The organism is Pseudoduganella namucuonensis (assembly GCF_900116645.1).
Lineage (GTDB): Bacteria > Pseudomonadota > Gammaproteobacteria > Burkholderiales > Burkholderiaceae_D > Rugamonas > Rugamonas namucuonensis.
Genome location: NZ_FPBO01000011.1, coordinates 142,307 through 163,572 on the forward strand (window position 1 = coordinate 142,307; position 21,266 = coordinate 163,572).

Below are 21,266 nucleotides of genomic sequence, written 5' to 3' on the forward strand. Positions count from 1 at the left end.
GCATCCAGCGGTGCCGCCAGGCGTGGGCTTGGCGGCGAGTCCGTTCTAAGGTGTCCGTCCCAGTGCAAGCATCAGCGCGGGCCGGTATTGCCGGCTGAGCGGCACGCGGGCGCCGCCGTGCAGCAGCAGTTCGCCGTCGCCCTTGTCGTCCACCTCCACGCTGGCGACACTGGCCAGCCGCACGGCGGCGCGGCGGTGGCAGCGCTGGAAGGAGGGGCCGAGCTTGTCCAGCAGGCCGGCCAGCGTCTGCCGCAGCAGCGGTTGCCCGCCCGCCGTGTGCAGCGCGACGTAATTGTCCGCCGTTTCCAGCCACTCGATATCGTCCACCCTCACCACGCGGGTGACGCCGCGCTCCGTGACCAGCAATTGGGCGGGCGGCGGCAAAATGGCCCCGGGCCGTGAACCTTGCGTGTCGGCGCCGGCCCTTGATTGCATCCGCTCCCGCACACGCCGCAAGGCGCGCTGCAGGCGGGCCTGGTCGTAGGGCTTGAGCAGGTAGTCGATGGCGTTGGCGTCGAAGGCGCGGATCGCGTATTCGTCGAACGCCGTCACGAACACGATCAGCGGCGCGGGCGGAGGCAGCGAGGCGGCGACGTCGAAGCCACCCACCTCCGGCATCTGGATGTCGAGGAGCACGACGTCGGGCGCGAAGGCCGCCGCTTGTTCCAGCGCTTCCACGCCGTCGCGCGCCTCCCCGATGGCGGCGATGTCCGCCTCCTGCGACAGCAGGCGGCGCAGCTTGTCGCGCGCGGGTCGCTCGTCGTCGACGATCAGCACGCGCATGGCAGCCTCATTTCGGCGCGCACGCCGGCCGGTTCCAATTGCAGCAGCCGCAGCGACGCGGCGCCGCCATGCAGCACCGTCAGCCGCTCGCGCAGGTTGCGCAGGCCGATGCCGCCGTCCGTGGCCCGCTCGGGCTCGAGGCGGCCGCTGTCGTCCTCCACCCGCAGCACCAGTTCGCCGCCGTCGCGCAAGGCGGCGATGGTGATGCGGGTCGGCTGCCGGCGCCTCTCCACCGTGTGCTTGAAGACGTTCTCCAGCAGCGGCTGCAGGGACATCAGCGGCACTTCGCAGCCGTGCATGGCCTCGTCGATGTGCCAGGCGATGCGCACGCGGTCGGTGTAGCGTTCGCTCATCAAATGCGCGTAGCCGCGCAGCAGCCGCAGTTCGGTGGACAAGGGCGCCAGCTGCCTGCCGCTGTGCTCCAGCGTGGCGCGCAGCACGTCGGCCAGCTGGATCAGCGTGGCGTCGGCGCGCTCCACGTCCGTGTGCATCAGCGACGAGATGGTGTTCAGCGCGTTGAACAGGAAGTGGGGCTGCATCTGCTGCGTCAGTTGCTGCAACTGCGCCTGGCGCAGCAGCGCGTTGGCCTGCTCGGCGCGCAGCTTCTCCTCCATCAGCGCCCGGTAGGACAGCAGGCCGAACTGGATCACGACGAAGATCCCGAAGAACACGGAGATCTTCACATCCTCGTACAGCAGCGTCGGCAGCCAGTCCTCGTGCTCGTAGGTCTCGCCGGCCAGCGCGTACACCCCGTGGCGGATGCCGAAGGCCAGCGGCACGAAACCCAGCCAGTACACGGGCGCCCACAGCAGCTGCATGCCGAACCAGCGCAGGGGCGACCCGAGCAGATGGTCGTGCCGCCGCGTGAAACGGCGCTGCAGCGCCAGCAGCAGCGTGGCGACGACGGCCGACGAGCTTTCCCACAGCACCGGCTTCCACAGTCCCTGCCCGCCGTCGCGCAGGAAGTCCTGCACCGCCGTGGCGATCATCAGCAGCCAGAACATGGTCCAGGCGGCGGCGATGGCGTAGACGGTGCGGCGGTTGTTCATGACGGTGCTAGCGGAAGCGCGCTTCGCCCAGGTCCACCTCGCGCACCAGCTTGCGCGAGATGTCGTCCGAGATGTGGCCGTTGCGGGCCAGGTTGAAGATGGCCTTGCGCTCGGCCTGCAGGGCGGCCACGCGCAGCTGCTTCTCGGCCTCGTCGATCTTGCGGAACTGGCGCGCCTCGTCCTGCTCCGCGTGCTCCACCAGGCGGTGCTTGTACAGCGCGATCACGCGGCCGGCCGCCTGCGGATACAGGTCCGGCTCCAGACTGGTGGACATCAGCTCGATCTGGGCCCGCTCGATGGCGGCGATGGCCGCGTTGGCGGCCACCTCGCGCGCGCGGTCCTCTTCCTGCTGCTCATGGGGCTCGTCGGGGAAATCCACGCCGTCCAGCAGCCGTGGCAGGACGATGCTGGCGGCCAGCAGCGAGATCAGGATCACGGCGCTGGCCAGGAAGATGGTGAGGTCGCGCGCGGGGAAGGGCGTGCCGTTGGTGAGCACCAGCGGCAGCGTCATCACGCCGGCCAGCGTGATCGCGCCGCGCACCCCGGCCAGCGACGTGGCCAGCAGCAGCCGCCAGTCCGGCTTGGCGGGCTGCTCGCCGCTTTTGCGCCGCTTGTACAGCGTGAGGCGCAGCGTGGCCCAGACCCAGATGAAGCGCAGCGCCATCAGGCCGAAGCTGATGGCGAAGGCGTACAGCACCAGCCACCACGGGTTGTAGCGGCCCACGTCCTCCAGCGAGGCGCGCGCGCCCTTCAGGATGCTGGGAAGCTGCTCGCCCAGCACCACGAACATCACGCCGTTCAGCGAGAACTGCACCGTGTCCCATACGGCGGAGCGCTGGATGCGGGTAGCCGCCAGCGCGTGGCCGCTCAGCTCCACGTAGCTCATGGCGATGCCCGCCGCCACTGCGGCCAGGATGCCCGACGCGTGCACATGCTCGGCCGCCAGGTAGGCGCCGAATGGGATCAGCAGGTTGACCAGGATGGGGGAGCCGGCCGGCTCGCCGAAATGGCGCGTCAGCCAGCGCTGCACCCAGGTGATCGCCATCGTCACCGCCACGCCCATGCACACGCCGCCGGCCACCAGCCAGACGAAGGTGAGGGTGGCGGTGGCGAGCGAGAAGGTGCCGGTCAGCGCGGCGGCCACGGCGAAGCGGAAGCACACCAGGCCGCTGGCGTCGTTGAGCAGCGATTCGCCCTCCAGGATGTGCATCAGCCGCTTCGGTATCGGCGTGCGCGAGGCGATGGAGGACACCGCGATCGGGTCGGTGGGCGAGACGATGGCCGCCAGCGCGAAGGCCACCGGCAGCGGCATGGCCGGTATCAGCAGGTGGATCAGCAGGCCCGCGCCCAGCACGGTGAACACCACCAGGCCCAGCGCCAGTTCCAGGATCACCACGCGGTCGCGCAGCAGGCCGTTCTTGGGAATGCGCCAGCCGTCCAGGAACAGCAGCGGCGGCAGGAACAGCAGGAAGAACAGCTCGGGATCGAGCGCGATGCCGTGCGTGGAAAACGCGGCGATGAGGAAGCCCAGGCCGATCTGCATCAGCGGCAGCGGCACGGCCACCGGCAGCAGCCGCACCAGGTAGGCGCTGGCCACCACGGCCAGCAACATGGCCAGTACAGTTTCAATTGCGTCCATTCAAATCCTTGCCGATATCTACTTTCGCAACATTATAGTGGCGGCAAGGGCAGAACTAGCTCCGTGGAAAAAGGCACTGGCGAAAATAAAATGCTTCTGTCATAATGTTGCCTCCCAAGCGGGAGTAGCTCAGTTGGTAGAGCGCAACCTTGCCAAGGTTGAGGTCGAGAGTTCGAGACTCTTCTCCCGCTCCAGAATTCTGTGAAAAAGGAACCTTCGGGTTCCTTTTTTATTTTCCCTCGCGCAATTGCAACAGCTCAAGCCCCAAATGCTTCGTTGTGTAGGGCAATATCGTTATACTGGGCGTTCAGCCGGCATGGTGCGATGGGAGATGAATACATGAAATCAGTTCAACAAGAAATTGACGAACGCAGTAATTTAACCAATTCGAACAAGTTTGAACTGCTGTTGTTCCGTCTGGGTTGCGACGAGAACGGCGAACATTCTGAACTCTACGGTATCAACGTCTTCAAGATCCGCGAAATCGTGGCCATGCCCGAGGTGACGGCGGTGGCCGGCTCCTCGTCGCACATGCTGGGCGTGGTCAACCTGCGCGGTCAGATCATTTCCGTGATGGACCTGCCGGCCATCGTCGGCGTCAAGCCCAAGACCGGCCTGAACATCATGCTGGTGACCGAATTCGCCCGCACCACGCAGGCGTTCGCGGTGGAGTCCGTGGACGAGATCGTGCGCCTGGATTGGGGCCAGGTGCTGTCCGCCGAGGGCAGCGCCGCCGGCGGCATGGTGACCTCGATCGCCCGCCTCGATGGCGACGTCAACAACACCCGCCTGGCGCAGGTGCTGGACGTGGAAACGATCCTGCGCAAGCTGGTGCCGACCGAGGGCAAGGACGTCGATCCCGAGACCATCGGCCCGAAACTGGCGCTCAAGGCCGGCACCATCATCCTCGCCGCCGACGACTCCGTGGTGGCGCGCAGCCTGATCGAGCAGGGGTTGACCGCGATGGGCGCGCCCTACGTGATGACCAAGTCCGGCAAGGAAGCGTGGGACCGGCTGCAGCACATCGCGGACGGCGCCAAGGCCGAGGGCATCGGCGTGGAAGACCGCGTCGCGCTGATCCTGACCGACCTGGAAATGCCGGAGATGGACGGCTTCACGCTGACCCGGCTGGTCAAGCAGGACGCCCGCTTCAGCAAGATCCCGGTGGTGATCCACTCCTCGCTGTCCGGCAAGACCAACGAAGACCACGTGCGCGGCGTCGGTGCCGACGCCTACGTCGCCAAATTCGTCGCCGAAGACCTGGCCGAAACCATCCGCAAGGTATTGCATAAATAACATCGGTGTCAGGCGCGACATTCGGACACGGCCCCGGCGTTAAGAGCTCAAATGTCCGAATGTCGCGCCTGACACCGATGTAAAATTGGCATCATTTCGCGGTTTCGCGCTATCATGGCTTGGCTGTATTTTGTCCAACCCTGATAGGAGATGACCGTGGCTGCGAAGAGGATTCTGCTGTTGACCGGCGATTTCGCCGAGGATTACGAGACCATTGTGCCGTTCCAGGCGCTGCAGATGGTGGGCCATGCCGTGCACGCGGTGTGTCCGGGCAAGAAGAGCGGCGAGAAGGTCAAGACCGCCATCCACGACTTCGAGGGCGACCAGACTTACACGGAAAAGCCCGGCCATCAGTTCGCCTTGAACGCGAACTTCGATGAGGTCGATGTTTCCACTTATGACGCCCTGGTGATCGCGGGCGGCCGCGCGCCGGAATACCTGCGCCTCAATCCCCGCGTGATCGAGATCGTGCGCGAATTCGCGGCGGCGTCCAAGCCCATCGCGGCGGTGTGCCACGGCGCGCAGGTGCTGGCGGCCGCCGATGTGATCCGGGGCAAGCGGATCTCGGCCTATCCGGCCTGCTCGCCCGAGGTGAAACTGGCCGGCGGCGAATTCGCCGACATTCCCGTCGATAGCGCGGTGACGGACGGCATCTTCGTCACCGCGCCGGCCTGGCCGGCCCATCCGCAATGGATGGCCCAGTTCCTGCAAAAGCTGGGCACCGAAATCAAGCTTTGAGGTTGCGGCCGTGGAAGCGCAAATGGTCTTCCATGAAGGTTGAAATGAAATAGTAGCCGTGGTCGTACGCCGCGTGCCGCCGCAGTTCCAGCGGCTGCGCGGCCTTGCGGCAGGCTTCCTCGAACACTTCCGGATACAACTGCCGCTCCAGGAACTTGTCCGCCAGGCCCTGGTCTATCAATATGCCTTGGGGGAAGGGCGTGCGCAGCGACGCCATCAACTCGCTGGCGTCGTGCGCGCGCCATGCCTCCTCGTCCGGACCCAGGTAGCCGCCGAACGCCTTCCTGCCCCAGGGGCAACGCGTGGGCGCGGCGATGGGCGCGAAGGCGGACACCGAACGGTACAGGTCCGGCCGCTTCAGGGCCAGCGTCAGCGCGCCATGTCCGCCCATGGAGTGGCCGAAGATGCCGATCCGGTCCGCCTCCACCGCGAACTCGCTCGTGACGATGGCGTGCAGTTCGTGCAGATAGCTTTCCATGCGGTAGTGCTTGCTCCACGGTTCGACGGTGGCGTCCAGGTAGAAGCCGGCGCCCACGCCGAAGTCCCACGAGTCCGCCTCGCCGGGCGCGCCGGCGCCGCGCGGGCTGGTGTCCGGCGAGACCAGGATCAGGCCCTCCTCGGCGGCCACGCGCTGGGCGCCGGCCTTGATCATGAAGGTCTCCTCGGTGCAGGTCAGTCCCGCCAGGTAGAACAGCGCCGGCAGCTTGCCGCCGGCCGCCTGCGCGGGGATGAAGATCGAGAAACGCATGGGCAGGCCGATCGCGGCGCTGTCGTGCGTGTAGAAACGCTGTATGCCGCCAAAACAGGCATGTTCGCTGATGAGTTCCAACATGGGACGGTCCTTTTCACTGGCAGTAGGCTGGATTGTACCGGCTGACACTCTGCCATGGGTGCGACACCGTTTACGGTTTTGCAATAAAGTGCGCTTAGTTTTTTGCAATGGAGGAACTATTCATGCCAGATATGCTGGTCATTTCCGCCGAGCTTGCCTGGCCATTCGCTATCGCCCTCGCATGGCTGGCGGGCGAAATCATCCACCGCTGGATCGACGTGCCGCGCATCAGCGTGTACGGCCTGGTTGGCTTCGCCATCGCCCAGGCCTTCCCGGACCTGTATCCGAGCGACAGCTCCAGCCCCATCACGCTGCTGGCCAACGTGGCCTTCGGCCTGATCCTGTTCGAGTTCGGCTACCGCATCAACCTGCACTGGCTGCGCATCAATCCGTGGATCGCGCTGACCGGCATCGTCGAGTCGGTGGCGACCTTCGGCGTGGTGTTCGCCATCACCTACGCCACCGGCATGCCGCCACTGACCTGCGCGCTGCTGGCTTCGCTGGCCATGTCCACCTCGCCGGCCGGCGTGCTGCGCGTGATCAACGAGCAGAACAGCTCGGGGCAGGTGACCGAACGGGTGCTGCACCTGGTCGCCATCAACTGCGTGCTGGCCGTGTTCGTGTACAAGGTCGTGGTCGGCGTGTGGGTGTTCCAGACCTCGGGCAGCCTGACCCAGGCCATTTCGCACAGCGCGATCGAGCTGCTGGCCTCCGCCGTGATGGGCGCCATCGTCGGTGTGATCGTGCCGGCCGTGCTGCGCCAGCTGGGACAGGTGCGGCGCGAAGGTTCGGCCGCGTTCGCGCTGGCCGTGGTGGCGCTGGTGGCCATGGCGCACGCGTCCAACCTGTCGCCGGTGCTGGCCACGCTGACGTTCGGCCTGATGGCGCGCCACCGCCGCATCGTCATCAGCCGCACCGAGCGCAATTTCGGCGCCATCGGCGAGCTGCTGACGGTGCTGCTGTTCGTGTTCGCGGTCACCACGCTGGACTGGGACCGCGTGGTCAGCGGCGCCGGCCTGGCGATCGTGCTGGTGCTGGCGCGCTTCGCCGTCAAGACCGCGGCGGTGGCGGTGTTCGCCCATCCGGGCGGCGTCACCTGGCAGAAGGGCGCGCTGACCGGCGTGGCGCTGGCGCCGATGTCGGTGTTCGTCATCCTGCTGCTGGAGCAGACCAAATACATGGGCATCGTGCTGGTCGACGAGCTGGCGGCGCTGGCCGCGATGACGCTGTTCATGGAAGTGCTGGGCCCCATCATCACGCAGCGCGCGCTGATGTGGGCCAATGAAACGCCGAAGGAGGAATGACATGGCGCTGGAAGAATTCAAGGCATCGAGCCCGCTGACGATGGGCGTGGAACTGGAGCTGCAACTGATCGGCAATTCGGACTTCGACCTGACCGCGTCCAGCCCGGACCTGCTGCACCTGTTGAGCCGCAAGCCCTTCCCGGGCAACGTGACGCCGGAGATCACCGAGAGCATGATCGAGATTAACTCGGACGTGCACACCATCCACTCCGAGCTCGAGGCGCAGCTGCGCCTGACCCGCGACACCCTGGTGCAGGCCTGCGAGACGCTCAACATCGGCATCTGCGGCGGCGGCACGCATCCGTTCCAGCGCTGGTCGGAGCGGCGCATCTTCTCCAAGCCGCGCTTCAAGGAGGTGTCCGCGCTGTACGGCTACCTGGCCAAGCAGTTCACCATCTTCGGCCAGCACGTGCACATCGGCTGCGGCAACGGCGACGACGCGCTGTTCCTGCTGCATTCCCTGAGCCGCTACGTGCCGCACTTCATCGCGCTGTCGGCCTCGTCGCCCTTCGTGCAGGGCAACGACACGCTGTTCAACTCCGCGCGCCTGAACTCCGTGTTCGCCTTCCCCATGAGCGGGCGCGCGCCGTTCGTGCTGAACTGGCACGAGTTCGAGCACAGCTACTTCTCCAAGATGGAGCACACCGGCGTCATCAAGAGCATGAAGGACTTTTACTGGGACATCCGCCCCAAGCCGGAATACGGCACCATCGAGCTGCGCGTGTGCGACACGCCGCTGACGGTGGAGCGCGCGGCGGCGTTGGCCTGCTACCTGCAGGCGCTGTGCCGCTACCTGCTGGAGCGCCACGAGCCGCCGCCCGAGGAGGACGACTACCTGGTCTACAACTACAACCGCTTCCAGGCCTGCCGCTTCGGGCTGGACGGGACGGTGGTGCATCCGAAGACGTATGAAAGCCTGTCGCTGCGCGAGGACATCCTCACCACGCTGCGCAAGATGGAGCCGCACGCCGAGGCCCTGGGCGGCGGCGCCGCGCTGGCCCACCTGACCGCCGTGACCCACACCGGCAGCGACGCCCACTACCTGCGCGAGGCCTACACCGCCAGCGGCAGCGTCGAGGGCGTGGTGGACGCGGCGATACGCCGCTTCAAGGGCGACGATCCAAGGTTCTAGAATCTCGTCTCGCGCGCCACCCGCAGGAAGCTGTCCAGGATGGGCGTGCAGTCCAGCAGCTCCACGCCGCCCGCGCGGTGGAACTCGGGGTGCCACTGCAGGCCCATGACGAAGGGCGCCTTGGTGTAGCGGATGGCCTCCACCATATTGTCCGGATAGGACAGCGCCTCCACCGACATGTCGCGTCCCAGGGTCTTCACCGCCTGGTGGTGGATGGAGTTCACCAGCGCCTGGCCGGAGGGGGCCTTGAGCATGCGTCCCAGCGAGGACCCCTCGGGGAAGGTGACCTGGTGGCGGTGGCGGTCGTAATCGTCGTGCACGTGGGCCAGCGCCTGCGGCACGTCCGAGGCGATGTCTTGGAACAGCGAGCCACCGAAGGCCACGTTGATCAACTGGCAGCCGCGGCAAATGCCCAGCACCGGCTTGCCCGCGTCCACGAATTCATGCAGCAGTTCCAGCTCGTAGCGGTCGCGCGCCGGGTCGCCGCTCCATTCGGGGCGGGTCGGCACCTCGGCGTAGCTTTGCGGGGACACGTCCGCGCCGCCCTGCAGCACCAGGCCGTCCAGGTGCTCCGCGTAGTGGCGCAGGCGGATGTTGGAAGGGTGGATCAGGCCCTCCGTGTTCACCGTCGGCACCATGAACACCAGCACGTCGCGCGTCATCACCCAGTGCGCGATGGACTCCTCCAGGTATTGCAGGTTCTTGCTGCGCAGGCCGGTGGAGCCGGCCTCCGGATGGAAAATGCGCGCCGAGATGCCGATGCGCAGCGGGCGCTGCATCACGCGGCTGGTGACGGACGCCGCGAAGCGCCGGTAGCGCGCCATGATGACGCGGCCCCACAGGCTGAACACGGTTTCGCCGGGGTCGAGATAGCGCGGCGTGCCTTTCCTGTCCGTCTTGCGGCGGTCCGTGCGGCGGTGTTCCTCGTCGTCGTTGGTCATGACCATCCTTTCATGCTCGCTCCTTTGCTTGATGGGGCTGTTTTACCACAGCCCGCGGAGCGGGGTCGCATGGCTGGCGCCTCCCCCCCGCCGGCGGCGATGCTGAAAAAAGATAAATATTTCATTATTACAATTCGTGAGACTTTTCGGCGGTGGACTGTAGATAATATTCAACACCCTCGCACCGTTCATCAGCACCCGGCGTCCCCGTTTTACCGCAGCAAGGCATCAGGACCGGCCATATGGTCACCCACTCGATCTTTGACAGGACAAAACGACACCATGAGCTATTTATCGTTCGACGCCAGCGCCGCCCGCCCCGCGGCGCCCGCGGGATCCCTCCGCTCCGCCTACTCCAACTGGCTGATCGCCAACAACGGCGGCCGCTACCGCGCCACGGTGAAAGCGCAACTGACGCGGGCGAACCTGCGCCGCCAGCAGGCGGCGCTGACGGCCGCCTCGCCGGGTGACGCCGCGGGCGAGGCGAAGATCGGCACCATCGGCATCGTCGGCGGCGGCTTCGCCGGCCTGTTTTCGGGGCTGATCCTGCAGTCGCTGGGCATCGATTGCGAGCTTTTCGAAAGCTCGGACCGGGTCGGCGGCCGCATCAGCACCTGGTACTCGTCCGACTATTCGCCGCACGACAAGGACAAGGCCGGCCTGTACGGCGAGATGGGGGGCATGCGGCTGCCGCAGTTCTCGGCGGACATGCTGCCGGTGCAGCAGCTGGGGCTCGCGGTGAACGCCGTCCTGGAACGCAACGGCATGCGGGACCTGCAGGTCTACTGGCGCAAGTTCTATTACAACTCGCCGGCGCAGCGCATGCGCTACAACGACATGCCGACCTTCACCACCGCCGCCGACGCCGGCCTGGCCAGCTTCAATTTCGACCAGGCCAGGGGAGGCAACGTGCCGGAGGTGTGGTTCACGGAAAAGACGGACGCCAACGGCCAAGCCTACCTGCCGATCAACCAGATCCTGGGCCAGGTCAACCAGCCCTTCATCGACGCCATCAACAGGTCGTTCGCGGAAGGCTTCGCGATGCTGATGGAGTACGACCAGTACTCCATGTGGGACTACCTCACCACGGTCTTCACCCTCGGCGACCTGCAGCAGTACTACGACCCGGCCATGGGCGCCAAGAGCGATCTGCTGCCATGGCCGGTGGTGAGCTTCCTGGAGACCACCAACGTGGGCACCGGCATGTACTCGGTCTCCTTCGTGGAGATGGTGATCGCCGTGTACGACTGGGGCGGCAGCAAGAATCCCTACCAGCCCTCGGACCCGAACATCTATATGCTGACGGTGGACAAGGGCATGCAGTGCTTCCCGGACGCCTGCCACGCGGTGCTGGACCTGGAGGACGGCGTGCTGCCGGAGGACGGCAAACTGGCGCAAATCCAGGTCGGCATGCTGCCCGCGGAGCCGGGCGGCCCGTACTCCTACACCGCGCCCAACCTGACGCCGGACGCCCGGCCGCCATTCCACACGGCGGCGGCCCGCGCGGACGCGCCGCAAACCGCCCCGCGGGCGCCGAAGAGAAAGCAGCGCGTCTTCCTCAAGCACAAGGTGGTCGGCCTGCAGTACGACCCGACGCTGTACCCCGGGCAGGGCGGTATGAAAGTGCAGCTGCGGGACCTGGCCACCGAGGACGCCCCGCTGGTGGAAAAACAGTACCCCTACGTGATCAGCACCCTGCCCAACGGCGCCTACCTGAACGGCGAATTCAAGACCGACCTGCTCGAGCGGATCTCGTTCGACAAGGCCCAGGCGATACGCGAGTGCGAGTACATGCCGGCGTTCAAGGCCTTCCTGACCTTCAAGACCCAGTTCTGGGCCAAGCTGGGCGAGCGCCAGGACCAGGGGCTGGGCGCGGCGTCGACCGACCGCCCCAACCGCCAGATCATCTATCCCTCCTACGGCTACGACGCCACCGGCGGCGTGCTGCAGGTGTACTGCTGGGCGCAGGACGCGCAGAAACTGGGGGCGCTGGACGACCGCGCCCGCGTCGCCGAATGCCTGAAGGGCATCGCCTACCTTTACCCGGACGTCGATGTCGAAGCCGAGTTTTCCGGCTACCACGACGGCAAGACCACCAAGACCTGGTTCTGGGACGAGCATGCCGGCGGCGGCGCCTTCGCGCTGTTCAATCCCGGCCAGTTCAAGAACATCTACCCGGCGCTGCTGACGCCGGAGTTCGACGGCTGCCTGAACTTCGCCGGCGAATGCTGCTCGGTCCACCACGGCTGGATCGTCGGCGCGCTGGACTCGGCCTACAACGCGGTCTACCACGTGCTCCAGCAGGCCGGCGCCCACGACAAGATCAGGCGGATGGAGGAAACCTGGGGCGGCTACGCGCCGCCGGACATCTCGGGCGACGCCGCCACCGCGTCGCGCATGGAGTACGCCTTCCGGTACAACGAGGTCGATCGCAAGGCCTCGTCGGTCGCGCCGGGCGCCGCCGCCAGCATCTACGGCGACTCGGACTACGAGTTCACCGGCCAGGTGCCCGCTTTCATCGCCGACTTCGACAAGGCGCCGCAGTCCATGAAGCGCACCGCGAAGGACAAGCAGGTGCTGCAGATGCTGAACAACCAGTGGGGCGACAACGTCGCGCTGCGGGCCAGGGCGGAGGAGGGCGCCCCCGCGAAGCCGGGACCAGCCGCCAGCGCGGTGGAGCGGCTGGAGGCGATCTACTACGGGAACAACTTCCAGACCATCCCCGCGCCCAGGTTCTGGCTCAAGGACGACGACGAATTCGCCCGCCAGCAGGTGGCCGGATTCATGCCCAACCTCTTGACCGCCGTGAGTCCGCAGGATGTGCGCGACCTCATCGAAAGCGCCGACATCCGCGACGCCGGCGCGCTGGGGCCGATCGAGAACATCGACTACGTCGCCGATTACCGCAAGTTCCTGCGGGCCTGCACGGTCACGCCGGAGCGGTACTACCTGCCCAAGCCCATCGTGTTTTTCACCGTCAGCGGCGAGGGCGAGCTGATGCCGGCCGCGATACAACTGGAGCATTCGGGGGAACTGTTCACCCCCGGCATGCCGAACGCCGAAAACGCCTGGCTGCTGGCGAAAATGCTGACCAACTGCGCCGGCCAGACGCTGCACGACGTGGGCTTCCACCAGCTGCTGACGCACCAGATCTGCGCCATGGTGTCGGTGGCCCTGTTCTCCGAGGAGGTGTTCAATCCGGCCGGCAGTCCGCCGTCGGCCTTCGCCTTCCAGGAGCACCCGGTGTTCAAGCTGCTCCGGCCGCACGTGAGCAAGGCGCTGGAGTTCCAGCAGACCATCTACAACCGCGACTACCACCCCGGCCTGCCGGACTTCCCGGCCACGCGCCAGACCAACGGGGCGCCCGGCGTCTACAACCTGGGCTTCGTCTACGACCTGATCTTCTCCTGCGGCCGCATCGGCAACTACCAGCTGCAGGACAGGATCTACAATGATACGGACTTCCGCTTCCTCGAACTGGCGCTGCCGGCGGACGCGACGAAGAGGGGCGTGCGGGACACGCCGTTCTCCTATCCCTATGTGCACGACGCGGCGCTGTGGTACGACGCCATCGCGGGCTTCACCGGCCGGTTCGTCGACGCCTGCTATCCCGGCGGCGACCGGGCCGTCGCGGACGACGTGCAATTGCAGCGCTTCTTCGCCAAGCTGATCCCGGCCTTCAACCATGTCGACGGCGTGACGCAGGCGCGGCGCTTCCCGGCCGAGGTGGTGACCACCGGGGCGCTGAAGGAGGTGCTCGCCATGTTCGTCTGGCAGTTCTCGGTGCAGCACACGGTGGTCAACGACGGCGCCTACAACCAGGCCGCGTTCGTGCCGAACGCCTCGACGCTGATGTACGCGCCGCCGGCCGGCAAGCCGTCCTCCCAGTGGAGCGCGGACGACGTGATCAACTGCCTGCCATCCAACGCCGTGCAGTACCCGTCGCTGGGCGGTATGAACTTCATGGACGTGCAGATCAACGCGTCCGTCACCGGGCAGGGGCCGTATCCCGAAACGGTCTGGGGTCGCATGACGCTGGAGCCGTCCATCGACGTCCTGCAGGACAGCTATGCCTTCGGCGACACGGGCTTGCGCGCCATCGTCGACAACTTCTATCAGGAGACCAGGAACATCGGCGACGCCATCGCGCTGCGGCAGGCGAAGGACGTCGCCCGCTATGTCGCCCTGCGCCCCGGCGCCACGGCCATTCCGCAGACGGTGGTGTTCGACCTCATCACGCCGGCCAATGTGATGAACACCATCCAGACTTGATCGGCGGCCAAATCAGCGGCTGAAGTAGAGGCGATGCAGATCGGGCAGGCTGACTTGATCGGCCGGCTGCGACAGGACCACCTTCCCGGTCTGCATCAAATACACATGGTCGGCGATCGCCACCGCGCGCTCGGTGTTCTGCTCGACCAGCACAATGGTGCGGCCCTCGCGCTTGAGCCGCGCCAGAATGTCGAACAGCTCGGTCACCATCACTGGCGCCAATCCCAGCGAAGGTTCGTCGACGATCAGCAAGCGCGGGTCGGACATCAGGCCGCGCGCCAGGGCCAGCATCTGCGCCTCCCCGCCGGAAAGCGCACCCGCCAACTGCCGCCGGCGCTCGCGCAAACGGGGGAACATGGCGTAGGAGGCCTCCAGCCGCTCCCGCGCGTGCGCGCGGTGCGCCGCGGGGAAGGCGCCGACGATCAGGTTCTCCTCCACGCTCATGTCGCGGAAGATCATCCGTCCCTCGGGAATCATGGCCACGCCGGCGGCGGCCATGTCCCAGGTGGGCGTGCCGCCGAGCGGCGCCCCATGCAGGCGGACCTGGCCACTGGTCGCCGGGATCAGCCCCATGATGGCGCGCAGCAGCGTGGTCTTGCCCGCGCCGTTCGGGCCGATGATGGCGGTGAGCCGGCCCGGCTGCGCCGCCAGCGACACGTCCCACAGCACGTTGATGGCGCCGTAGCCTGCCCGCAGCCCCTCCACTTCAAGCATGGTCAGCCCCCGTATAGCTCTTGATGACGGCCGGATCCCGGAACACCTCGTCCGGCGTGCCGTCCGCGATCAGCTGCCCAAAGTTCAGCACCGCCACACGGTGGCACAGGGTGCTGATGGTGTCGATATCGTGTTCGATGATGACGATGCCCACCCCGTAGCGCCGGTGCAGCTCCCCCAGCATGGCCATGAAGCGCCGCTTGCCGGTGGTTTCGAGTCCGGCCAGCACCTCGTCCAGCAGCAGCAGGCGCGGCTCGGTGGCCAGCGCCTTCGCCACTTCCAGCGCCTTAAGTTCCGTCAGCGCCAGGCCCGTGGCGGCGTCGCTCTCCGCCTTCGCGGCCAAGCCGGTGAAGTCGAGGATGTCGTCGAGCCTGGCCCGGTCCACCTTGCCGGCGCCGAAGCGCTGGGCGACGACGAGGTTTTCGCGCACCGTCAACTGGTGCAGCGGCTGCGGGATCTGGAAGGTGCGGCCTATGCCAAGCCGCGCGCGGCCATGCATGGGCGTGCGCAGCACGTCGCGGCCCTCGAAGCGGATGCCGCCGCCGGTAGGCTTGACCAGGCCGGAGATGGCGTTGAACAGCGTGGTCTTGCCCGCCCCGTTGGGACCGACCAGGCCCAGCACGTCGCCGCCGCCGGCCTTCAGGGACACGCCGTCGAGCGCCATCAGGCCGCCGAAGCGCACGGAGAGCTGGTCCAGTTCAAGCATGGCGACCGCTCCCCAGGCTCCGCAGCAGCGGCAGCAGGCCGCCGGGGCTGAGCATGATCATCGCCACCAGCAGCGCGCCGAGCACCAGCTGGTGGCCGGTGGGCAGCAACTCCTTGAACACCAGCTGGTCCGCCAGCGACACGAACACCGCGCCCAGGACCGGCCCCGCGATGGTGCGGTAGCCGCCGAAGATGGCGGCCACGATGGGCAGCGTGACCCACAGGCCGTTGAAGGCGTAGTCCGGGTCGAGGAAATTGATGTAGTGGGCGTTGAAGGCGCCAGCCACGCCGGCCATGAAGGCCGACACCAGCAGCATCGCGCCCTTCAGCAAGGTGCTGTTGACGCCGATGACACGGGTGGCGTCCTCGCTGCCGTGCATGGCGCGCAGCGCCAGGCCGTGGTGGCTGCGGTTGATCAACGTGTAGGCGAGGCCGAACAGCGTCACGATGGTCAGTATCACCAGGTAGGCGCCGGTCTTGCCGCTGAAGTCATGGCCCAGCACCACTGGTAGCGCGGGGATGCCCGAGATGCCGGCCGCGCCGCGCGTGACCGAACTCCATTCGGTGGCGATGATGCGGAAGATGTGGGCGTAGGCCAGGATGGCGAGCGCGAAGTAGGGCCCGCGCAGGCGCAGCACTGGCAGCATCGCCAGCGACGCGGCGGCGGCGCCCAGCCCGCCGAGCGGCAGGCCGGCCGCCACCGGCAGGCCCAGCGTGGTGGTGGCCAGGGCTGAGGCGTAGGCGCCGACGCCGAAGAAGGCCGAGTGGCCGAAGCTGATCATGCCGCCCAGGTTGCCGAGCAAGGCCCAGGACAGCGCCACGCAGCCGATCACCAGCGAGGCGATGATCACGCTCATCACGTAGTTGTTGGTCCCCAGCGTCAGCGGCACCACGATATAGGCGAGGGCGGCGAGCGCGATGAAGCCGGGCTTCAGGCGCTGTTTCATCCGCGCCTCGCCACGGCCCCGAACAGGCCGTTGGGCAGCACGAACAGCACCAGCAGGAACAGCGTCATGCCCGCCAGCTCCTGCAGCGAGGAGCTGGCCAGGGTGACGGTCAGCGCCTCGCACACGCCCAGCAGCACGGCGCCCAGCAGCACTCCGGGTATGGAGCCGACGCCGGCCAGCACCGTGATGATGAAGGCCTTCACGGTCAGCGCGCCGCCATAGGCCGGCTGGATCACCCCATAGCTGAACAGGGCCACGCCCGCGAACGCGGCCAGGATGCCGGCCACGACGAAGGACACCAGTTCCACGCGACCCGGGTTGATGCCCATCAGCTTGGCGGCGTCGCGGTTGCTGGACACGGCGCGCAGCGCGCGGCCATACCAGCTGCTGGACAGCCACCACCACAGCGCGGCCAGCAACGCCAGGCTCACGGCGAAGAAAATGATCTCGCTGCGCATGCTGTACAGCGGGCCGACGACGAAGGCCTCCTGCAGCCAGCTGGAACTGGTGGAGCGCACGTCCGCCTTCCACGTCAGCAGGATGGCGTTGGTGAGGATGACGCCGATGCCGAAGGTGAGCAGCAGGGAATTGATTTCGCGGTCTTGCTTGATGCGGCCGACGGTCCAGTGCACGCCCACCGCCGCCATGCCGGTGGCCAGCAGCGCGAGCGGGATGGCCGCCACCGGTCCCCAACCCAGTTGCGACTCGGCGGTGTAGGCGACATAGGCGGCCAGCAGCACCAGTTCCCCGTGCGCGAGGTTGATGATCTTCATGGTGCCGAACACCAGCGCCAGGCCCAGCGCGATCAGCGCGTACGAGCCGCCTTGCAGGAGGCCGGAGTACAGGGCCTGGAGTATCAGCTCGGTCATGTTACAAGCAAACGGCAAAGGCCGGGGTCAGACCCAACGGGTCTGACCCCGGGTTTTGACGTTGGTTTACCATGGCACGGCGGGATACGCCATCTTGCCCGTGGCATGCTCCTTCGGCCACACGATCGCGATCTTCTTGTCCTGGTGCTGCCCCATGCGGTGCACGAAGTTGGGGTTGTCGCCGTTGGCGGCGAACTGCACGCGGCCGATCAAGGTGCCGCGATCGGTCTTGCGCAACTCGTCGGCGATGCCGCCTTTCCTCACCGTGCCCTTGTCCGCCGCCCGCGCGATGGCGTCGAACAGCAGCGACGCCTGCACGTAGCCGAACTGGCCCAGGTAGTCCGGCTCCTTCTTGTACAGCTGCCGGTAGGTGTCCGCGAAGGCCTTGCCGTCGGCGGTTTCGAAGGTGGCGGGGAAGGGCAGCAGGGCGGTGCCGTAGACATTGGGCATCAGGTCCGGGAACTCGGCCGCCATCTTCGGCGTGGCCAGCGACCACACGCCGACCAGCGCCTTCAGCGACGGCTTGAGCACCCGCGCCGCGCGCAAGATGCCGACGTAGTCGTTCTCGTAGCCCACCATCAGCAGCACTTCCGACTTGTCCTGCAGCTTCACCTTGTTGATGATGGGCTTGAAGTCGGTGATGGCCGGATCGAAGGAGTGCGCTTCCGCCTTCACGCCCTTGGACGCCAGCGCCTTCTGCACCGACACGGCCAGGTCGCTGGTGGCGTCCTTGGTCGAGTAGACGATGGAGACCGACTTCGCGCCCATTTCGTCCAGCAGCCCCAGCACGGCGCGCTCGTAGCCGGCGGTATTGTTGATGCGGAAGAAGTTCCTGCTGCCGCGGGACACCAGGCTGTCGTCCACGCCGCCGGAAGTCATGTAGACCAGTTTGAGCTTGTTGGCCGCGTCCGACGCCGGCGCGATATTGTTGGAGCCGTAGCCGCCCGTGATGGCGACCACGCCCTGGCTGGCCAGCTTCTCGACGGCGGCGATGGCCTTGGCGGGCGTGGACTCGTCGTCCACGGTGAGGATCTTGACCTTGTGCTTGCCGTTGTTTCGGTTGAACACCTCGGCCGCCACCATCACGCCCTCGTGCATGCCCGAGCCCACGCGCGCCAGCGCGCCGCTCATGGGCAGTTCGGCGCCCACCAGGAACTCTTCCGCTTGCGCCGCGCCGCTGAAAGCCGCAGCCATCATGGCTGCCAGGGCTATTTTAATCATGGGGATTCTCCGTAATTTGGTCCTGCGCCATCTCTTGCGCCATTTGCCGCAAGCGGCCTTTCAGTATCTTGCCGGTGGCCGCGGCTGGCAATGCTTCCATCATGATAATGCGTGCCGGGCATTTGTAGTGGGCCAGCCGGCTTGCGGCGTGGGCGCGCAGTTCCTCCAACAGCTCGGCGGCATCCCCCTTGCGGCGCGGATGCGGTTCGACGAAGGCGATCACTTCCTCTTCGCCATTGGCCACGCCAATCCCCACCACGGCGGATTGGACGACGTCCGGGTGGGCGTTCAGCACGGTCTCCACCTCCAGCGGGTAGACGTTGAAGCCGGAGTGGATGATCAGCTCCTTGGCGCGGCCGACGATGAACAGGGCGCCATCGCCATCCCGGCGGGCCACGTCGCCCGTGCGCAGCCAACCGTCGGCGTCGATGGCCGCGGCGGTGAGCGCGGGCTCCTTGTAATAGCCCAGCATGACGTTCGGGCCGCGCACCAGCAGCTCGCCAACGCCGTCGCCGCCGTCGTCGATGCGGACTTCGATGCCGGGGATGGCGTAGCCGACCGAGGTGTCGTCGCGCGGCGCGTCCAGGCGGGTCTGGCTGATGGTGGGCGAGCTCTCCGTCATGCCGTAGCCGTTGTGCAGCGGCTGGCCGAGCAGCTTTTCCACCTGCCGCTTCAGCAACGGGTCCAGCGGCGAGCCGCCCGCGTAGGCGAAGCGCAGGTCGGTGGCCAACGGCGTTTCCGCGCCGCCCAGCGTCTCCAGCAGGCGGGCATACATGGCGGGGACGCCTTGCACGATGGTCAGCCTGTCGTGGCGCAGCGCGCGCAGCAGGGCCTCCACCGAGAAGCGCGGCTGCAGGTACAGGCAGGCGCCCGCGTACAGCGTGCCGAGCATGACGGACGCCAAGCCATAGACGTGCGAGATCGGCAGCACGCCATACACCCGGTCGCCCGGCGCCAGCCCGCGCAGGGCGCTGGACACGGCGGCGATGAACAGCAGGTTGCGATGCGAAAGCATCACACCCTTGGATAGTCCGGTGGTGCCGGTGGTGTAGATCAGCGCGGCGGCTTGCCGGGCGCCGTCGGCGAAGACAGGTTCCTGCACAGCGGCCTGGCTCAAAGGCCCGGCGGTCCAGGCCTCCACGGCGGGTGCACCGCCGCGCCGCGCGCCAGGGGACAGACACTCCGCGCCACACGCCTCGGCAAGTTCATGCGACGTCGACCGCGTGTCTGTCCCCGGTGATGCGCCTCCGGTCCGCCCCGCAACGCCCGCGCCGTGCCGCCTGGCGTGGCCCGCCGCCTCGGAGGAGACGGCATCGGTGTAGACCAGCAGCCGCGCCCCCGAATGGTCGCGGAACTGGTCCACCTCCCGTTCGGACAGGCGCGCGTTGACGTTGACGGCCCAGGCGTCGATCGCGGCGCAGGCGAAAATCAGCGTGATCTGCGCCACGCTGTTTTCGCCCACGATCATCACCCGGTCCCCCGCCCGCACACCCAGGGCGCGCAGGCGCGCGGCCGCCGCATCCATGGCCGCCGCCAGTTCGCCATAGGTGACGATGCGCCCATCCTCGGACAGCGCGGGCGCGTCCGGCGCGGCCTCCGCCCGGAGGCGCGGAATGTCGCTGATGCGCGCGGGCAGGGAAGCCAGCAGGGTGGCGACGTCCATCAACCCTGCGCCGCCCGTATCATATTGCGCGCGATGACGATCTGCTGGATCTGCGACGTGCCCTCGTAAATGCGGAACAGCCGCACGTCCCGGTAAAAGCGCTCGGCCGCGTATTCGGACACATAGCCCGCGCCGCCGTGGATCTGCACCGAGCGGTCGGCCACCCGGCCGCACATCTCGGACGCGAACAGCTTGCAGCACGAGGCCTCGGTCGAGATATCCTCGCCGTTGTCGCGGCGGCGGGCCGCGTCCAGCACCATGCTCCTGGCGGCGTAGATCTCGGTCTTGCTGTCGGCCAGCATGGCCTGGATCAGCTGGAACTCGGCGATGGCCTGGCCGAACTGCCTGCGCTCCATGGCGTAGCGCAGCGCGTCGTCCAGCATGCGCTCGGCCGCGCCCACGCAAACGGCGGCGATGTGCAGCCGTCCCTTGTCCAGCACCTTCATCGCTGTCTTGAAGCCCACACCCTCCTTGCCGCCGATGAGGTTGGCGGCCGGCACGCGGCAGTTCTCGAAGATCACGTCGCAGGTGTGCGCGCCGCGCTGGCCCATTTTCTTGTCCGTCTTGCCCAGCGAAAGGCCGGGCGTGCCGCGTTCCACGATGAAGGCGGAAATCGCGCCCGCGCCGTGGCGGGTGGCGTCGGTGCGCGCCATCACCGTGAAGATGCTCGCCTCCGGCGCGTTCGTGATGAAGCGCTTGGTGCCGTTGATGACGTAGTCGCCGCAATCCCGCACGGCCGTGGTGCGCAGCGAGGCCGCGTCCGAACCGGACTCCGGCTCCGTCAGCGCGAACGAGCCGATGATCTCGCCCGCCGCGAGGCGCGGCAGGTAGCGCTGTTTCTGCTCCTCGGTGCCGTCGATGACGATGCCTTGCGAACCGATGCCGTTGTTGGTGCCGATCAGCGAGCGGAAGGCGGGCGAGGCGTGGGCCAGTTCGAAGGCCACGCGCACCTCCTCCTCCATGGTCAGTTGCAGGCCGCCGTAGGCCTCGGGGATGGACAGGCCGAACAGGCCCAGTTCCCGCATCTGCGCCACCAGCGCGGGCGGGATCTCGTCGGTCTCCGCCACCTGGTGCTCGTGCGGCACCAGCACTTCGCGCACAAAGCGGCGCAGGCTGTCGAGCAGGATGGCCAGGGTTTCATCGTCACGTATCATCGGTTTC

General features: G+C 67.0%; 17 protein-coding genes and 1 tRNA gene. 6 read left to right on the forward strand and 12 right to left on the reverse strand.

The window, feature by feature from the left end; genetic code table 11:
• Positions 1-45 precede the first annotated feature (45 nt).
• Genes BM436_RS14015 through BM436_RS14025 form a run of 3 tightly spaced genes read right to left on the reverse strand, consistent with a single transcriptional unit; the run spans position 46 to position 3,471 of the window.
• Positions 46-783: a LytR/AlgR family response regulator transcription factor gene (locus BM436_RS14015; RefSeq protein ID WP_093556147.1), complete on the reverse strand. Its 738-nt coding sequence runs from the start codon at positions 781-783 to the stop codon at positions 46-48.
• A complete protein-coding gene (locus BM436_RS14020) occupies positions 771-1,832 on the reverse strand; it encodes a sensor histidine kinase (protein WP_093556148.1) in 1,062 nt (353 codons plus the stop codon). Before BM436_RS14020 ends, BM436_RS14015 begins: the two co-directional genes overlap by 13 nt.
• A 7-nt stretch (positions 1,833-1,839) precedes the next feature.
• Entirely contained in the window at positions 1,840-3,471 is a 1,632-nt protein-coding gene (locus BM436_RS14025; protein ID WP_093556149.1) for a Na+/H+ antiporter, read from the reverse strand.
• 118 nt (positions 3,472-3,589) lie between these two features.
• Here BM436_RS14025 and BM436_RS14030 point away from each other — a divergent pair.
• From BM436_RS14030 to BM436_RS14040, 3 genes are all read left to right on the forward strand, one after another.
• Positions 3,590-3,665 (forward strand) — tRNA-Gly (locus BM436_RS14030).
• A gap of 145 nt (positions 3,666-3,810) precedes the next feature.
• Entirely contained in the window at positions 3,811-4,767 is a 957-nt protein-coding gene (locus tag BM436_RS14035) for a chemotaxis protein (protein WP_093556150.1), read from the forward strand.
• Positions 4,768-4,923: 156 nt separating this feature from the next.
• Positions 4,924-5,505: a DJ-1/PfpI family protein gene (locus tag BM436_RS14040; protein WP_093556198.1), complete on the forward strand. Its 582-nt coding sequence runs from the start codon at positions 4,924-4,926 to the stop codon at positions 5,503-5,505.
• Here BM436_RS14040 and fghA read toward each other — a convergent pair.
• Positions 5,495-6,337 (reverse strand): S-formylglutathione hydrolase, encoded by an 843-nt coding sequence (gene fghA / locus BM436_RS14045; protein ID WP_093556151.1) that lies wholly within the window; start codon positions 6,335-6,337, stop codon positions 5,495-5,497. The two genes, BM436_RS14040 and fghA, sit on opposite strands and share 11 nt — an antisense overlap.
• A gap of 122 nt (positions 6,338-6,459) precedes the next feature.
• Here fghA and BM436_RS14050 point away from each other — a divergent pair, with 122 nt between their 5' ends.
• Together BM436_RS14050 and BM436_RS14055 are read left to right on the forward strand one after the other, a co-directional pair.
• On the forward strand, positions 6,460-7,641 hold the full coding sequence (locus BM436_RS14050) for a cation:proton antiporter (RefSeq protein WP_093556199.1): 1,182 nt from the start codon (positions 6,460-6,462) through the stop codon (positions 7,639-7,641).
• Position 7,642: 1 nt separating this feature from the next.
• Positions 7,643-8,773 carry a YbdK family carboxylate-amine ligase gene (locus BM436_RS14055; protein WP_093556152.1) on the forward strand — a complete coding sequence of 377 codons (1,131 nt, stop codon included), beginning with the start codon at positions 7,643-7,645 and terminating at the stop codon, positions 8,771-8,773.
• Here the strand turns inward: BM436_RS14055 and BM436_RS14060 are convergent.
• On the reverse strand, positions 8,770-9,714 hold the full coding sequence (locus BM436_RS14060) for a gamma-glutamyl-gamma-aminobutyrate hydrolase family protein (RefSeq protein WP_093556200.1): 945 nt from the start codon (positions 9,712-9,714) through the stop codon (positions 8,770-8,772). The genes BM436_RS14055 and BM436_RS14060 overlap by 4 nt on opposite strands.
• A gap of 282 nt (positions 9,715-9,996) precedes the next feature.
• On the opposite strand from BM436_RS14060, the gene BM436_RS37075 reads away from it, so the two are divergent.
• The gene (locus BM436_RS37075; RefSeq protein WP_177307184.1) at positions 9,997-13,986 is read left to right on the forward strand and encodes an FAD-dependent oxidoreductase; all 3,990 of its coding nucleotides are present in this window, start codon (positions 9,997-9,999) and stop codon (positions 13,984-13,986) included.
• A 12-nt stretch (positions 13,987-13,998) separates the two neighbouring features.
• Here BM436_RS37075 and BM436_RS14070 read toward each other — a convergent pair whose 3' ends face one another.
• The 7 genes from BM436_RS14070 to BM436_RS14100 form a co-directional block, all read right to left on the reverse strand.
• Positions 13,999-14,700: an ABC transporter ATP-binding protein gene (locus BM436_RS14070; RefSeq protein ID WP_093556153.1), complete on the reverse strand. Its 702-nt coding sequence runs from the start codon at positions 14,698-14,700 to the stop codon at positions 13,999-14,001.
• On the reverse strand, positions 14,693-15,406 hold the full coding sequence (locus BM436_RS14075) for an ABC transporter ATP-binding protein (protein WP_093556154.1): 714 nt from the start codon (positions 15,404-15,406) through the stop codon (positions 14,693-14,695). The genes BM436_RS14070 and BM436_RS14075 overlap by 8 nt, the downstream gene beginning before the upstream one ends.
• Entirely contained in the window at positions 15,399-16,352 is a 954-nt protein-coding gene (locus BM436_RS14080) for a branched-chain amino acid ABC transporter permease (protein WP_093556155.1), read from the reverse strand. The genes BM436_RS14075 and BM436_RS14080 overlap by 8 nt, the downstream gene beginning before the upstream one ends.
• Complete coding sequence (locus BM436_RS14085) at positions 16,349-17,221, reverse strand: branched-chain amino acid ABC transporter permease (RefSeq protein WP_093556156.1); 873 nt, start codon at positions 17,219-17,221, stop codon at positions 16,349-16,351. Before BM436_RS14085 ends, BM436_RS14080 begins: the two co-directional genes overlap by 4 nt.
• Before the next feature lie 66 nt (positions 17,222-17,287).
• Positions 17,288-18,442, reverse strand: coding sequence for an ABC transporter substrate-binding protein (locus tag BM436_RS14090; protein WP_093556157.1), 1,155 nt, complete (start codon positions 18,440-18,442; stop codon positions 17,288-17,290).
• Complete coding sequence (locus BM436_RS14095) at positions 18,435-20,105, reverse strand: class I adenylate-forming enzyme family protein (protein WP_093556158.1); 1,671 nt, start codon at positions 20,103-20,105, stop codon at positions 18,435-18,437. Before BM436_RS14095 ends, BM436_RS14090 begins: the two co-directional genes overlap by 8 nt.
• Positions 20,105-21,259 (reverse strand): acyl-CoA dehydrogenase family protein, encoded by a 1,155-nt coding sequence (locus BM436_RS14100; protein WP_093556159.1) that lies wholly within the window; start codon positions 21,257-21,259, stop codon positions 20,105-20,107. The genes BM436_RS14095 and BM436_RS14100 overlap by 1 nt, the downstream gene beginning before the upstream one ends.
• Positions 21,260-21,266: the final 7 nt, after the last annotated feature.